Consider the following 15,854-nt stretch of genomic DNA (forward strand, 5'->3'; position numbering starts at 1 on the left):
TGTGCGTTGCGCTGGAGCTGTCAGCCTCGGGCGTCAGCCCGCAGCGGCGGCGGCCAGCTCGGACTGGTACCCGGCGAGGTCGGACGCGCCGGTCGTGAACTTGCTCGTGGCGTCGGAGACGGCGTTGAGCGTCGCGACCGGGGTGGCCGCACCGTGCGCCAGCGAGGACACGATCGTGTCGTTCGCGAACGACTCGATGGCGGTCTGCTGGTACTCGGAGAACTCGGCCGGGTCGGCGTCCGTGCGGGCGGGGATGGAGCCCTTCGCCTTGTTGAACGCGACCTGGCCCTCGAGCGAGCCGACCGTCTCGAGCCACGCCTTGGCGCCCTCTGCGTCGGGGGCACCGACCGGCAGGGTGAACGAGTCGGCCAGGAAGTCGAACGTCCCGTCGGTGCCCGGAACCGGGGCCGCCGTGAAGTCCGTGCCGAGCTCCTTGTCCTGCTCCTCGAACGCGGCGACGGCCCAGTCGCCCATCACGTTGAACGCGGCGCCGCCGTCGATGACCATCTGCGTGGCCTCTGGCCAGTCGAGACCGTCACGGTCGTCGTTGGTGAAGCCCATGAGCGTCTCGAAGTCCTCGAGCGCGCTCGTGACCTCTGCACCCTCCCAGTCGGTGCTGCCGTCCCACAGCCCGGTGTACGCCTCGGCGCCGAGGCTGGCGAGGAGCACGGTCTCGAGGAGGTGCACCTGCGTCCAGGTGGTGCCGACCGACAGCGGCGTGACGCCCGCCTCGTCGAGCTTCTCGAGGTCGGCGATCCAGGCGTCGAGGTCCGCGTACTCCGCCTCGGGGTCGATGTCGTTCTCCTCGAGCACCGTCGGGTTGGCCCAGACGACGTTCGCGCGGTGGATGTTGGACGGGACCGAGTAGATCGCGCCGTCCTCCGCGGAGAGCCGGTCGACCAGGTCGGCCGGGAACGCGTCGGTCAGCCCGAACTCCTCGTACAGGTCGGAGACGTCCTCGATCTGCGCCGCGTCGATGTAGTCCTGCAGCTCCATGCCAGCGTGCGCCTGGAACGTGTCCGGCGGGTCCTGCGCCTGCAGGCGGGTCTGCAGCAGGTCCTTCGCCGCGGAGCCCGCGCCACCGGCGACGGCCCCGTTGACGAACTCGATGTCCGGGTGCTGGTTCTCGAACTCGCCGACCAGAGCGTCGAGTCCGGCCTTCTCCGAGCCGGCCGCCCACCAGGTGAATACCTCGACCTGGCTGCCGCCGCCCTCGCCGCCACCTTCGCCACCCGTGTCGCCGCCGCCGCACGCGGCCAGCGTGAGACCGAGAACAGCGGCTGTCGCCACCGTCGCGGTCATCCTCCGGTTCACTCGCATCTGGGGTCCCTCAACCTTCCTCGGTCGCTGGAGCACCGACCCGGGACGCCGTCGTCAGCGCCGAGGGTGAAGTCGCTTCACTCAGGGATGACGTCGTTCCGCTGGACCGGCCGGGCGCGCCTGTACGCCCGTGAACCCGGTCCCTATCGAACGGCCAGGCGTCCTTGGTGTCAAGAATTGAACGCAAGCGACGCCCGATCGTGACCTGAACGTTCAGTTCGTGTATCCAAAGCCGTCATTCTGCACAGGAAGGCGGTTACCCTGGGCGCTGTGCGCGCGGATCGGGTAACACCGGGTTCGCAGACCTCACTGCGTGAGGCCAACCGAGCTCGGATCGTGAGCGCCGTCCAGCAGCGTGGTTCGCTCACGCAGATCGAGCTGGCCGGCGTCACAGGGCTGTCCCCAGCCACCATCTCCAACATCGTCAAGGAGCTGACGATCGCGGGGGTGCTGCACACCGCGCAGTCCACCCGCAACGGCCGCCGCGCGCTCCAGGTCACCCTCGCCCGCAACCTCGGGCTCGTCGCGGGCATCCGGTTCGGCATGCGCTCCCTCAGCGTCGCGCTCGCCGACGCGTCGATGCGGATCCTGGCCGAGCAGCGCATGCCGCTCGCCCCGGACCACCGCGCCGACGCCGGGCTCCAGCGCACGGCGATGCTGGTCAGGGAGATGATGGAGGCCGTGGACGCCGACCCCTCCGAGCTGCTCGCCGTCGGCGTCGGGGTGCCTGCGCCGGTCGACATCCGCACCGGCCAGGTGGTCACCGTCGGGATGATGCGGGGCTGGGACGGCGTGCACGTCGACGAGATCCTGGGCGCTGAGCTCGACGTCCCCGTGACCGCAGACAACGACTCGACGCTCGCCGCGATCGCCGAGGCGCGGTTCGGTGCCGGCGCCGGGCACGACTCGGTGGCCTATGTCCGCGTGTCCCACGGTGTGGGCGGCGGCCTCGTCCTCGGCGGCCGCGCCGTGCACGGCAGGTCAGGGGTGGCCGGCGAGATCGGGCACGTGTCCGTCGACGAGCACGGCCCCGTCTGCCGCTGCGGCAACCGCGGCTGCCTCGAGATGCTCGTCGGGGCCTCCAGCCTCCTGTCGATGCTCCCGCCCGAGGCGGGGCACCTCACGCTCGCGGACCTCGTGGCCAGGGCACGCGACGGCGACGCAGGCTGCCGCCGCGTCGTGTTCGACGCCGGACGTCACCTCGGCGTCGCCCTCGCGAACCTGTGCAACCTCGTGGACCCCGACGTCGTGGTCATCGGCGGCAAGCTCGCCGAGGCGGGGGAGCTGCTGCTCGAGCCGCTGCGCACCTCGCTCGGCCAGCGCGTCGTGGCCACCTCGCGCGGCCCGGTCGAGGTCGTCCCCTCGGCCCTCGGCGCCGACGCAGGCGTCCGCGGCGCCCTGGCGGCCGCCCTGGACCAGGCGAGAATGTTCGGCTCCCTCGGGGTGACGTCGTGACCCTTCGCCCGGTGAGTGCGGGACATCCGCGTCGCCGAACCGTCTCGGCGCCGCAGAGAGCCAGCACTCGGCGAAGGTGGGTCGCGGCCGGCCTCGCGGCGGCTCTCCTCCTCGGCGGGTGTACCGGCGGCGGGGTCGACGACGGCGGGGGTGCGGGTGCCGCGCCCGAGGGGACCATCGGGTTGCTGCTGCCGGAGGCGCAGACCGCCCGCTACGAGGCCTCCGACCGCCCGACCTTCGTCTCCGTCACCGACCGCCGCTGCCCGGGCTGCACGGTGCTGTACGCCAACGCGGGGCAGGACGCCGCCGCCCAGCTGCAGCAGGCCGAGTCGATGCTCGCCCAGGGCGCCGACGTCCTGGTGCTCGGCGCGGTCGACACGGTGGCCGCCGCCGGGATCATCGCGCAGGCCGAGCGGCTGGGTGCGCAGGTCATCGCCTACGATCGGTTCCTGGACGGCGCGGACTACTACGTGTCGTACGACTACGAGTTCATCGGCTTCCTGCTGGGTTCGGCCCTGGTCGGCGGGATCGCCGACCGAGCAGAGGGCAGGGCCGACGACGGCCGACCGGGGGTACTGCTGGTGCACGGCTCCGCGACCGAGCCCAACGCGCTCGCGATCGCCGCAGGAACCCGCCGCGCCCTCGAGGGAGAGGACATCGACGTGCTCGCCGAGTACTACACGCCCGACTGGAGCCCGGACAAGGCGACCGAGTGGACCGAGGCCATGCTCACCCGGTACCCCGGCCAGGTCGACGGCATCCTCGCCGCCAACGACGGCGTCGCGGGCGGCGCCATCGCCGCGGCGAAGGCGGCGGGCCTCGATCCCGTGCCGGTCACCACCGGCCAGGACGGTGAGCTCGCCGCGGTGCAGCGGATCCTGGCGGGCGACCAGTACATGACCGTCTACAAGGCGACCGACCAGCAGGCCCGGACAGCGGCTGAGCTCGCGGTCCGCGTGCTGCGCGGCGAGGACCCCCGTGCGACGGCCGTCATCGACGGCGTGCCCACCCAGCTGCTGGCACCCCGCGCGGTGGGTGCCGCCGACGTCGAGCACGTGATCGTCGACGGGCGCGTCTACTCCACCGACGAGATCTGCGTGCCCGCGTACGAGGCGGCGTGCGAGCACGCCGGCCTGATCGGGCCCGACGCCTCTGCCGTCCCCAAGCCACCGGTGCGGGAGGCGGCCCGATGAGCGACCCGGTGCTGTCCCTGCGCGGCGTCTCCAAGCGGTTCGGCGGCGTGCGCGCCCTCGTGGACGTCGACGCCGACGTCCACGAGCACGAGGTGCTGGCCGTCGTCGGTGACAACGGCGCGGGCAAGTCGACCCTGGCCGGCGTGCTCGCGGGCGCCCACCGCCCCGACGCGGGCCAGGTCCTGCTCGACGGCCGCCCCGTGCTGCTGGACTCGCCGGCGGTCGCGCGGTCCCTCGGGATCGCCGCCGTGTTCCAGGAGCTGGCGCTCGTGGACGACCTCGACGTGGTCGAGAACGTATTCCTCGGCCACGAGACCCTGCGCGGACCGCTCCTCGACGAGGTGGCCATGGAGCGCGAGGCCTGGCGCCTGCTCGACCAGCTCGCCGCCAGCGTGCCAGAAGTGCGCGACCCGGTCCGCACGCTGTCGGGTGGCCAGCGCCAGGTCGTCGCGGTGGCGCGGGCGCTGCTCGGCTCGCCGCGCGTCGTCGTCCTCGACGAGCCGACGGCGTCGCTCGGTGTGCGCCAGACGGCCGAGGTCCTGAACCTCATCGTCCGGTTGCGCGAGCGCGGGCACGCGGTCGTCCTGGTCAGCCACCAGGCGGGCGACCTGCAGGCCGTCGCCGACCGCATCCTCGTCCTCCGCCTCGGCCGCGTGCACGACGTGTTCGACGGCGACGCCTCGTACGAGGACCTGCTCGCCGCCATGACGGGCGCCGTACGGCCGGGGACGCCGAACCGGCGGGTGCGCCGATGAGCGCGCAACCGGGCGGAGCCGGCGCCGGACCGACCGGAGCAGGCCTGCCCGGCGCCGTCTGGCAGCGGGTACGCGTCGGCAACGGCCTGCTCCCGATCGTCGCGGCGCTCGTGGGCATCTGGCTGATCCTCGGCGCGATCAACCCCGCGTTCCTCGCCCCCGAGAATCTCGTCAACCTCACGCTGCAGAGCGCCCCCGTCGGCGTCATCGCCCTCGGCGTCGTGCTCGTGCTCCTGGTGGGGCAGATCGACCTGTCCGTCGGGTCGGTGAGCGGCCTCGCGGCGGCGGTGGTCGCCGTCGGCTCGGTGACGCTCGGCTGGCCGGTGGCGCTCGCGATCCTCGTGGCGCTGGCCTGCGGGGTCGTGGTCGGGCTGGGGTACGGCGCGCTCTCGACCCGGCTCGGGCTGCCCAGCTTCGTGTTCACGCTCGCCGGGCTGCTGTTCCTCGCCGGGGTGCAGCTGCGCGTGCTGGGGCCGCTCGGCTCGATCAACCTGCCGTTCGAGTCGTGGTTCGTCCGGTCGGTGCAGCAGGGCTTCCTGCCCGCAGGCGCCGCGTGGGCGGTGGTGCTCGTCGTGGTGGTCGCCTTCGCCGCCCTGCGGCTCGCTGCCCGTGCCCGACGGCGCAGCGCGGAGCTCGCCTGCGCGACCGTGCCGCAGATCGCCGTGCGCACGTTCGTGCTGGCCGCCGTGCTGTCGTCGGTCGTCGCGTACCTGTACCTGGGCTCCGCGCGTGGGCTCGGCTGGTCGGTGGTGCTGTTCGCGCTGCTCGTCGTGGTGACGGACGTGCTGCTGCGGCGCACGCGGTGGGGCCGGTCGGTGCGCGCGGTCGGCGGGGACCGGCGGGCGGCGATGCTCGCCGGCGTGCCGGTGCGGCGCACGGTGGTCCTGTGCTTCGTCGCCTGCTCGACCCTCGCCGCGCTCGGCGGCGTGCTCGCGGCCGGCCGGCTGGGCGCCGCCAACCAGGGGACCGGGGGAGCCGACACCTACCTCGTGGCGATCGCCGCCGCGGTGATCGGCGGCACGAGCCTGTTCGGGGGGCGGGGCAGCGCGTGGTCGGCGGTGCTCGGGGTGCTCGTCATCCAGTCCATCGCCAACGGGCTCACGCTGATGAACGTGGACCAGGCGGCCCGCTACATGGTGACAGGGGCCGTGCTGCTGCTGGCCATCGTCATCGACATGCTGATCCGCAAGCGCCGGGAGGCCTGACATGATCCGTCGTCCGACGCTGGCCGTGGTCGCAGAGGCAGCGGGGGTGAGCCTGAAGACCGCGTCCAGGGTGCTCAACCGCGAGCCGAACGTGGCGGCCGCCACGCGCGAGCGCGTGCTCGACGCAGCCACCTCGCTGGGTTTCCGGCGCAACGCCGTGGCCGCCGACCTCGCCCGCGGGGGCTTCTCGCGGCTGGTCGGGTTCATCACGGGGGACCTCGCCAACGAGTTCTACTCCGCGCTGGCCAGCGGCATCGAGCGCGAGCTGCGGGAGCATGGGCTGCAGCTGCTCACGGCGTCGTCCGACGAGGACCCCGAGCGGGAGGGTTCGCTGACGGGGGAGCTGCTCGAACGGCGGGTCGGGGCGCTCATCGTCACGCCGGCCGGGGCCGACCACTCGGCGCTGCGCGGCGAGATCGCCGCCGGGCTGACGGTCGTGGTGGTGGACCGTCCCGCGGCGGGGATCGACGTCGACACGGTGGTCATCGACAACCGCGGCGGTACCCGCGCCGCCGTCGGGCACCTGCTGGCGCACGGCCACCGCCGCATCGCGTTCGTGGGGGACGAGCCCCACCTGTGGACCTACCAGGAACGCAGCACCGAGTTCCTGGACGTGATGCACGACGCCGGCGTGCCCGACGCCGAGCGGTGGCTGCGCTCAGGCGCGCACGACGCGGCCGCCGCCCGGGGGCTGGTGGCGGAGCTGTTCGCGGCGCCGGAGCCACCGACGGCGGTGCTCGCCGCGAACAACCGGGCGACCGTCGGCACCCTTCAGGCGCTGCGGGACGTGCCGGGCGGCGACGGCGTGGCGGTGGTGGGCTTCGACGACTTCGAGCTGGCCGACCTGCTGGGCATCACCGTCGTGGCGTACGACGCCGTGGAGATGGGCCGGCGTGCCGCCGAGCTCGCCGTCGCGCGGTCCGCCGAGCCCGACCGGGCGGTCGAGCTCGTCGTGCTGCCGACCCGGGTGCTGCCGAGAGGAAGCGGCGAACGCCCGCCCCGTTGACAGAGGGCGGGCCCCGCACCTACGTTCTGCATTTGACAGCGCTGTCAGCCGACGAGGGAGACCACCATGTCCATAGTCACCGGCCGGGCCAGACCCCGGCGGGCGGCCGCCGCCCTGTCCGGCGCGCTCGCCCTGCTGCTCGCGATGCCGACCAGCGTCGCGCTCGCCGCCCCGGACGAGACCGCGCCCGCCGGTACGGCTTCGGAGGGTGCGGCCCCTGGAGGTACGGCCCCTGGTCAGGCCCAGCGGGGCGACTTCGCCACCTCGTTCGAGGCCGACGAGGCGGCCCCGGTCGAGTCGACGCCGGCCGAGCGCGACGGAGCGCCCTGGCAGGAGAACGTCGGTGAGTTCGTGCCGGGCCTGCCCGGCAGCGTGCTGGAGCGGGTCGGCGCGGCCACCGCGAGCGGGGAGAACCCGCCGAACGAGGTCGCGGCGAATCTCGCGGACTGGTCGCCGGCCACCAAGTGGCTCACGTTCGCCCGGACGGGCGTGATCACCTACGAGATGACCGAGCCGACCGCCGTCACCGCGTACTCGCTGACCTCGGCGAACGACTTCGCCGACCGGGACCCGCAGGCGTGGACCCTGCAGGGCTCGACGGACGGCGAGACCTGGGAGACGCTCGACGAGCGCAGCGGCGAGACGTTCAGCGAGCGGTTCCAGCGCCGGGTGTACGAGCTGGACGCGGCCACCACGGCCTACGCGTACTACCGGCTCGACATCACGCGCAACAACGGCTCGGACGGCACCCAGCTCGCCGACTGGGACCTGTCGGAGGACCTGGCCGAGCAGCCCGCCGAGCAGCCGATGGTCACCGCCGTCGGCTCGGGGCCGGAGACGGTGAGCTTCACCAACAAGAAGGAGGTCGGGTTCACCGGGACGCGGTCGCTGCGCTACGAGGGCGGTCACCTCGGCGACGGCGCCGCGCACGCGACGAACGTCCTGTACGACGACGTGAACGTCCGGGTCGGACCGGGCACCCGGCTGAGCTGGAAGATCTTTCCCGAGCTGCTCGGCGACCTGCAGTACCCCTCGACGTACGCCGCGGTGGACCTGAGGTTCACCGACGGCACCTACCTGTCGGACCTCGACGCGCGCGACGCCCACGGGACCGCTGCGACGCCGGCCGGCCAGGGCGCCGGCAAGATCCTGTACGCGGACCAGTGGAACTCCGTGCGGGTCGACGTCGGAGCGGTGGCACGGGGCAAGAAGATCGACCAGGTGCTCATCGGCTACGACAACGACGCCGGCGCGGCGGGCACCCGGTTCGCGGGCTGGCTGGACGACGTGGCGCTGGAGGCCGCCCCGGCGACGATCGACGGGTCGAGCCTGACGAACTACGTCGACACGCGCCGCGGCACGCTGTCGAGCGGCTCGTTCTCGCGCGGCAACAACGTCCCGGCCACCGCGGTGCCGAACGGCTTCAACTTCTGGACGCCGATGACGAACGCGTCGTCGCAGACCTGGCTCTACGAGTACCAGGCAGCGAACGACGACCAGAACCGTACGGTGCTGCAGGGCATCGGCATCTCGCACGAGCCGAGCCCCTGGATGGGCGACCGCAACCAGCTCGCCTTCCAGCCGGCCACCGGAGCCGGAGTGCCCGACGCCGGGCTCCGCGCGCGCGGCCTCCCGTTCAGCCACGCGGACGAGACGGCCCGGCCCGACTACTACGGCGTGACCTTCGCCGACGGCATCAAGGCAGAGGTGGCGCCGACCGACCACGCGGCGGTGCTGCGCTTCAGCTTCCCGCGGGACACCCCTGGCGACGCGGGCCACGTGCTCGTCGACCGGGTCGCCGGCGGCTCCAAGCTGTCGTTCGACGCGGCCACCGGCGAGCTGAGCGGCTGGGTCGAGAACGGTAGCGGCCTGTCCGTCGGCCGCACCCGGATGTACGTGGCCGGCACGTTCGACCGGGCGCCGTCGTCCGTCGGCGACGCCGCCGGCGACCGCGACGGTGCGCGCTACGCCACGTTCGACACGGGCGAGGACCGCACGGTCGAGCTGCGGGTGGCGACGTCGTTCATCGGGCTGGGCCAGGCCAGGGCGAACCTCGACCTCGAGGTCACCGGCCGCTCCTTCAAGGACGTGCAGCGCACCGCGAGGGGGCAGTGGAACGAGCGCCTCGGCGTGATCGAGACGGAGGGCGGCAGCGAGGACGAGCTGGTGACCCTCTACTCGAACCTGTACCGGCTCAACCTGTACCCGAACTCGCAGTTCGAGAACACCGGCACGGCCAAGGACCCGGAGTACCGGTACGCGAGCCCCGTCAGCGCGCCCACCGGCGACGCGACGGACACGCGCACCAACGCGAAGATCGTCGACGGCAAGGTCTACGTGAACAACGGGTTCTGGGACACCTACCGCACGGCCTGGCCCGCGTACTCCCTGCTGTACCCGGACGTCGCGGCCGAGCTGGTCGACGGGTTCGTGCAGCAGTACCGGGACGGCGGCTGGGTGGCCCGCTGGTCCTCGCCGGGCTACGCCGACCTGATGACGGGAACGTCGTCCGACGTCGCGTTCGCCGACGCCTACCTCAAGGGCTCGCTGCCCGTCGACAAGGCGCTCGACGCGTACGACGCCGCGCTGAAGAACGGCACCGTCTCCCCGCCGAACGACGCGGTGGGCCGCAAGGGCCTGGAGTCGTCGCCGTTCCTCGGCTTCACGCCGGAGAGCACGCACGAGTCGGTGTCGTGGGGCCTGGAGGGCCTGATCAACGACTTCGGCATCGGCAACATGGCCGCGGCCCTCGCCGAGGACCCCGGCACGCCCGACGAGCGCCGCGAGGCGCTGCGCGAGGAGTCTGCCTACTTCCTGGAGCGCACCACGCAGTACGGCGCCCTCTTCGACCCGGCCATCGACTTCTTCCAGCCACGGCACGCCGACGGCGAGTTCCTCAGCTCGCCCGACGAGTACGACCCGCGCACGTGGGGCGGCGGCTACACCGAGACCAGCGGCTGGAACTTCTCGTTCCACGCGCCGCAGGACCCGCGCGGGCTCGGCAACCTGTACGGCGGCCAGGAAGGGCTCGAGGCGAAGCTCGACGAGTTCTTCGCCACGCCGGAGGACGCCACGCACACCGGCGGCTACGGCGGCGTCATCCACGAGATGCGGGAGGCGCGGGACATCCGCCTGGGCCAGTGGGGCATGAGCAACCAGGTGTCCCACCACATCCCGTGGCTGTACGACGCCGCCGGCGCGCCGCACAAGACCCAGGAGATCGTCCGGGAGGTCACCCGCCGCCTGTTCGTGGGCAGCGAGATCGGCCAGGGCTACCCGGGCGACGAGGACAACGGCGAGATGTCGTCGTGGTGGATCTTCGCGGCGCTCGGCTTCTACCCGATGCAGGTCGGCTCCGACCAGTACGCCGTCGGCTCGCCGCTGTTCGACAAGGCGACGGTGCACCTGCCCGACGGCGACCTCGTGGTCACCGCGCGGAACAACTCGGTCGAGAACGTCTACGTGCAGTCCCTGCGGGTGGACGGCAGGAGCCGCACGTCGACGTCCCTCTCCCAGGCAGACCTGTCCGGCGGTGCCCGGCTGGACTTCGTGATGGGACCGGAGCCGTCGGCGTGGGGCACGGGCGAGGACGACGCGCCGCCGTCGCTCACGCAGGGTGACGAGCCGCCGAGCCCGGCCAGGGACGTCACGGGGACCGGAACCGTGACGGTGGACGACGGCACCGGGCCCGCTGCGCTGGTCGACGACACCTCGGCGTCGCGCGCCACGTTCGGCGACCGGACGCCGACCATCACGTGGGACGGTGCTGGTGCCGGCTCCGGGGCGACCGTCGGCACGTACACGCTCACCTCGGGCCCAGCGGGTACGGCCGCGCCGTCGGCCTGGCGGCTGGAAGGGTCGGACGACGGCGAGAGCTGGACAGTGCTCGACGAGCGGGCCGGCCAGGAGTTCCGCTGGGCGCTGCAGACGCGGGCCTTCCAGGTGGCGGACCCGCAGCCGTTCACGCGGCTGCGGATGGTCGTCGAGGAGTCGGCGGGCGAGGGCGACCTGTCGCTGGCCGAGCTCGAACTGCTCGCCGAGCAGGGCGACGCCACGACGGAGGTGCCGCTCGGGACCGAGGCGACGCCCGATGCGGAGACCCGGGCCGAGACCCGGGCCGCCGCCGAGGCGCAGGACACGGCCTCGGGGATCACGGTGTGGGCCGTCCCGGTCTGCACTGACGGCGACGCCGCGCTGCGGGTGCAGGTCGACGGCGCGGACGGCGACGGCGTCGGCACGTCGGTCGCGGTGACGTCGGACTTCGGGAGCAGGACGCTCGAGGGCTCCGGTGACGTGACGTTCGAGGCGGGCTCCGCCGACGTAGGCACCGGTGCGGTGACCGCCGTCGTCACGGCGGCCGTGGACGGCGAGCGGGCGACCGAGACGCTCACGATCCCGTACGCAGCGGGAGCGTGCGGCTGACCCGACCCGGATCCGCGAGGTCCGCTTCGAGAATGCGATCTGGCCTGGTTCTGACGCCGGAACCAGGCCAGATCGCATTCTCGAAGCGGACTTCTGGTGTCGTGCCGCACGCACCGCGCGCATACGGGATGTATAGGTACTTTCCACACGAGGCTTGACGAGCCGTTCTGGTGGCGGTGCCGCGTCAATACGCTCCGAGGCACGCAAGGTTCCCCAGGCCTGATGAGGAGCGCACCATGTCACGATCCCTGAGAGCGTCACGTCCCTTGATAGCGCTGTCAGCCGCCGCGTTCGTGGTCGGCACGGCGTTCACCGGTGCCGGTGTCGCGGGGGCAGCGCCGCCCCCGGAGACGCCCACCGCCACCCAGCCCGACGCCCAGCTTCCTGAGGCCCAGGTCCGCGCGATGGAGCGCGACCTCGGGCTCACCCGTGCCGAGATCCCGGACCGCCTCGCCCTCGACGCCGACGCGGCGCTGATCGAGGCGCACCTCACCGCGGCGCTCGGCGACGAGTACGCGGGCACCTGGCTGCCCCAGGGCGCCGACGCACCGCGCGTCGCCGTCACGAGCACCGCGGCGGCCACGGTGGCCGAGCAGGCGGGGGCCGACGCCGTCGTCGTCGAGCACAGCTTCGATGCCCTCACCGCGTGGAAGGAGTCGCTCGACGAGGTGGGCGCTCCCGCGTCGGTGCACTCCTGGTACGCGGACCCGACCACCAACGAGGTGGTCGTCCAGACCGCCGACGTCGGTGCGGCCAAGGCCATGATCGCCGAGGCGGACACCCCGGCCGGCGTCGTGCGGATCGAGAAGTCCGAGGTGGCGCCGGAGCTCGCGCGCGACATCCGCGGTGGCGACGAGTTCCGCCGGCCGACCGGCGACGGGTTCGTCACGCTGTGCTCGATCGGCTTCGCCGTGCAGGGCGGGTTCGTCACCGCCGGGCACTGCGGCGCCGCGGGCAACCCGGTCAACGCGGCCGACGGCGCCGCGCTCGGCACCTACCGGGCGTCGGTGTTCCCTGGCCGCGACTGGGCGTGGGTCGCCACGAACAGCAACTGGACCCCCACCCCGACCGTGAACAACTATGCCGGCGGCACCGCGACGGTCGCGGGCTCCGCCGAGCAGGGCATCGGTGCGACGGTGTGCCGCTCGGGCCGCACGACGGGCTGGCGCTGCGGCAACATCCAGGAGAAGAACGTCACCATCAACTACGGCAGCGGTGACATCCCGGGCATGGCGACCGGCTCCGCGTGCGCCGAGGGCGGTGACTCCGGCGGCTCGGTGCTGTCGGGCAACCAGGCGCAGGGCGTGACGTCGGGCCGGATCGGCGACTGCTCGTCGAACGGCCGGTTCATCTACCAGCCGGTGAACCCGATCCTGAGCACCTACGGGCTGCAGCTGACCACCAGCGGTGGTGGTGGCGGGCAGGCGCTGGTCGGGCTGGCGGGCAAGTGCATCGACGTGCCGAACTCCGACTTCTCGGACGGCAAGCGCCTGCAGCTCTGGACGTGCAACGGCTCGGCCGCGCAGCGCTGGACCTTCAACAGCGACGGCACGCTGCGCGCCGGCGGCAAGTGCATGGACGTCGCCTGGGCCAGCACGGCCGACGGCACGGCGGTGCAGCTCGCGAACTGCAGCGGCAACCCGGCCCAGCAGTTCACGCTGAGCGGGGCGGGGGACCTGGTCTCCATCCTCGCCAACAAATGCGTGGACGTGCCGAACAGCAACAGCGCGAACGGCACGCAGCTGCAGATCTGGACCTGCAACGGCACGTCGGCCCAGAAGTGGCGGGTCGGCTGACCCTCGGTCGCTGCTGAGCGCGCGACCTTTCCTTCGAGGCCTGGGTTTCTCCGCTCTGGAGCGGCCCAAAGCGGAGAAACCCAGGTCTCGAAGAGGATCAGAGCGCCGCGCGCACCGACCGCGTCGCCGTCACCAGGTTGCGGAGGGACTCCTTCGTCTCCGCGTAGGCGCGGGTCTTGAGGCCGCAGTCCGGGTTGACCCAGACCAGCCGCGGGTCGATGGACTTCGCGGCCAGCGTGACCAGCTCGGTGACCTCTTCGACCGACGGCACCCGCGGGCTGTGGATGTCGTAGACGCCCGGACCGATACCGCGCGCGTACCCGGCGTCGGCCAGCTCCGGCACGATCTCCATGCGGGACCGCGCCGCCTCGACCGACGTGACGTCGGCGTCGAGCCCGTCGATCGCGCCGATGACCTGGCCGAACTCCGAGTAGCACAGGTGGGTGTGCACCTGCGTGGCGGTGTCGGCCCCTGCGGTCGAGAGCCGGAACGAGCGCACCGACCAGTCCAGGTAGCCCGGGTGGTCGGCCCTGCGCAGCGGCAGCAGCTCGCGCAGCGCGGGCTCGTCCACCTGCACGACGCCGATGCCCGCCTCCTCCAGGTCCGTGACCTCGTCGCGGAGCGCGAGGGCGACCTGGTCGGCGGTGTCGCCCAGCGGCAGGTCGTAGCGGACGAACGACCAGGCCAGGATGGTGACGGGGCCGGTGAGCATGCCCTTGACAGGCTTGTCCGTCAGTGACGCAGCGTAGGCGGTCCACTCGACGGTCAGCGGCGCGGGCCGGGACACGTCACCCCACAGGATCGGGGGCCGTACGCAGCGCGAGCCGTACGACTGCACCCAGCCGTGCACCGTGGTCGCGAACCCGTCGAGCTGCTCGGCGAAGTACTGCACCATGTCGTTGCGCTCGGGCTCGCCGTGCACCAGCACGTCGAGGCCCAGCTCCTCCTGGAGCGCGACGGTGCTCGCGATCTCGGCGCGCATCGCGGCCGTGTAGTCGGCGTCGGACAGCTCGCCCCGCACCCAGGCGGCGCGGGTGGTCCGGATCTCGGCGGTCTGCGGGAACGAGCCGATCGTGGTGGTCGGCAGTGGCGGCAGGTTCAGCCTCGCCTGCTGGGCGGCGGCGCGCTCCGCGTACGGCGCGCGCTCCACGTCGTCGGGCGTCAGCGCCGCCGTCCGGTCGCGCACCGCCGGCACGACGACGCCGGTCGCCTGAGCGCGGGACCGGACAGCCGCCGTGGACTCGGCGAGCGCGTCGGCGACCGCCGTCCGGCCGTCCGCCAGGCCGGTGGCCAGCGTGACGACCTCGGCGACCTTCTGGTCGGCGAACGCGAGCCAGGACTTCAGGCCTGCGTCGAGGCGCGGCTCCTCGGCGACGTCGTGCGGCACGTGCAGCAGCGACGTCGAGGTGCCGACGGCGACCGCCCCGGCGCCGAGCGTGGCAAGACCCTCGAGCGTGGCAAGGCGGGCGTCGAGGTCGGCGCGCCAGATGTTATGCCCGTCGATCACTCCCGCGACCAGGGTCTTGGTCTCCAGGCCGGTCACCGGACCGGCAGGGACCGTGCCACGGACCAGGTCGACGGCGATTGCCTCGACATCGGTCCCGGCCAGCAGGGCGAGCCCGTCGCCGGCCTCGCTGCGCAGGTCGCCGTACGGCGCGGTGACCAGGATCGCCGGCCGCTCCGCAAGGCCGTCCGCACGGGACGCGGGGGAGAGGTCCGTCGCGAGCCGTGCGTAGGCCCGGCGGACGGCGTCGGCCACCTCGTCGAAGGGCACGTCGAGCAGGTCGGTGACGAGGGCGGGCTCGTCGAGCTGCACCCAGGGCGCGCCCGCTGCGGCCAGCGCGCGCAGCAGGTCGGCGTACGCGGCGACGACGTCGTCGAGCCGGTCGAGCGGGCGGAACCCGTCGGGTGCATCGTCGGCCGCCTTGCTGAGCAGCAGGAACGTGACCGGTCCGACGAGCACGGGGCGGGTCACGACGGCCTGGCCGCCGTCCGACGGCTGGGCGAGCTCGCTGAACTGGCGCACCACCCGGTCGTCCACGAACCCGATGGGGGTGCCCGGCCCGATCTCCGGGACCAGGTAGTGGTAGTTCGTGTCGAACCACTTGGTCATCTCGAGCGGCGGCTTGTCGCCCTCGCCGCGGGCCAGCGTGAAGTAGCCGTCGAGGGAGAGCGGCCCGTCCGTCGGGACCAGATCCCGGAACCGTTCGGGCACCGCCCCCAGCAGTGCGACGGCGTCGAGCACCTGGTCGTAGTACGAGAACGAGCCGGGGACGGCGGCCGTGCCGGCGTCCAGGCCCAGGTCGACGAGGTGTCGCGCGGTGGCCAGCCGCAGCTCGCCGGCCGTCGTCTCCAGCTCGTCGGTGGTGGTGCGTCCGGCCCACGACGCTTCGACGGCTCGCTTGAGCTCGCGGCGTCGACCGATGCGCGGGTAGCCAAGGATCGTGGCGGGGGACAGGTGCGTGAACTCGACTGCCATGCGTAATCAGCTCCATCGGACCTGGCGTTAGCACCTTGCCCGGCTTCGGCGATCCGGAGGCAGGTTGCTGCGGTGTCGTGGAGCCAGGACTCTCGACCGCTCTGGATGATGAGCCTGGATCGTAAGCATGCCCGCGATGTGGTCGAAAACCCGTCCACGCCTCGGGACGACGCTGGCCCTGGCGAGGACGGCGCTCGATGCCTGACACTAAAAGTGTGCCAGG

General features: G+C 72.7%; 9 protein-coding genes and 1 riboswitch. Of the genes, 7 read left to right on the top strand and 2 right to left on the bottom strand.

Features of this window, described 5'->3' with window-relative positions; all coding sequences use genetic code 11:
* Positions 1–33 precede the first annotated feature (33 nt).
* Positions 34–1,302, bottom strand: coding sequence for an ABC transporter substrate-binding protein (locus ACFS27_RS16205; protein WP_377184855.1), 1,269 nt, complete (start codon positions 1,300–1,302; stop codon positions 34–36).
* Between the two features lie 354 nt (positions 1,303–1,656).
* Between ACFS27_RS16205 and ACFS27_RS16210 the strand changes: the two genes are divergently transcribed.
* The 7 genes from ACFS27_RS16210 (at position 1,657) to ACFS27_RS16240 (ending at position 13,152) form a co-directional block, all read left to right on the top strand.
* Positions 1,657–2,775 carry an ROK family transcriptional regulator gene (locus tag ACFS27_RS16210; protein ID WP_377184857.1) on the top strand — a complete coding sequence of 373 codons (1,119 nt, stop codon included), beginning with the start codon at positions 1,657–1,659 and terminating at the stop codon, positions 2,773–2,775.
* An 11-nt stretch (positions 2,776–2,786) separates the two neighbouring features.
* Positions 2,787–3,968, top strand: a complete 1,182-nt coding sequence (locus tag ACFS27_RS16215) for a substrate-binding domain-containing protein (protein ID WP_377184859.1) — start codon at positions 2,787–2,789, stop codon at positions 3,966–3,968.
* Positions 3,965–4,723 carry an ATP-binding cassette domain-containing protein gene (locus ACFS27_RS16220; protein WP_377184861.1) on the top strand — a complete coding sequence of 253 codons (759 nt, stop codon included), beginning with the start codon at positions 3,965–3,967 and terminating at the stop codon, positions 4,721–4,723. Before ACFS27_RS16215 ends, ACFS27_RS16220 begins: the two co-directional genes overlap by 4 nt.
* On the top strand, positions 4,720–5,928 hold the full coding sequence (locus tag ACFS27_RS16225; RefSeq protein ID WP_377184863.1) for a sugar ABC transporter permease: 1,209 nt from the start codon (positions 4,720–4,722) through the stop codon (positions 5,926–5,928). The genes ACFS27_RS16220 and ACFS27_RS16225 overlap by 4 nt, the downstream gene beginning before the upstream one ends.
* A gap of 1 nt (position 5,929) precedes the next feature.
* Positions 5,930–6,934, top strand: coding sequence for a LacI family DNA-binding transcriptional regulator (locus ACFS27_RS16230; RefSeq protein WP_377184865.1), 1,005 nt, complete (start codon positions 5,930–5,932; stop codon positions 6,932–6,934).
* A gap of 66 nt (positions 6,935–7,000) precedes the next feature.
* Positions 7,001–11,356, top strand: coding sequence for a GH92 family glycosyl hydrolase (locus ACFS27_RS16235; protein WP_377184867.1), 4,356 nt, complete (start codon positions 7,001–7,003; stop codon positions 11,354–11,356).
* Between the two features lie 236 nt (positions 11,357–11,592).
* Positions 11,593–13,152 (top strand): ricin-type beta-trefoil lectin domain protein, encoded by a 1,560-nt coding sequence (locus ACFS27_RS16240; protein WP_377184869.1) that lies wholly within the window; start codon positions 11,593–11,595, stop codon positions 13,150–13,152.
* A 97-nt stretch (positions 13,153–13,249) separates the two neighbouring features.
* On the opposite strand, the gene metE is transcribed toward ACFS27_RS16240, so the two are convergent.
* Complete coding sequence (gene metE / locus ACFS27_RS16245) at positions 13,250–15,631, bottom strand: 5-methyltetrahydropteroyltriglutamate--homocysteine S-methyltransferase (RefSeq protein WP_377184871.1); 2,382 nt, start codon at positions 15,629–15,631, stop codon at positions 13,250–13,252.
* Positions 15,632–15,640: 9 nt separating this feature from the next.
* A riboswitch (SAM riboswitch) is annotated at positions 15,641–15,743 on the bottom strand.
* Positions 15,744–15,854: the final 111 nt, after the last annotated feature.

The sequence above is a fragment of the Promicromonospora vindobonensis genome (assembly GCF_042685865.1).
In the GTDB taxonomy this organism is placed as follows: Bacteria; Actinomycetota; Actinomycetes; order Actinomycetales; family Cellulomonadaceae; genus Promicromonospora; species Promicromonospora vindobonensis.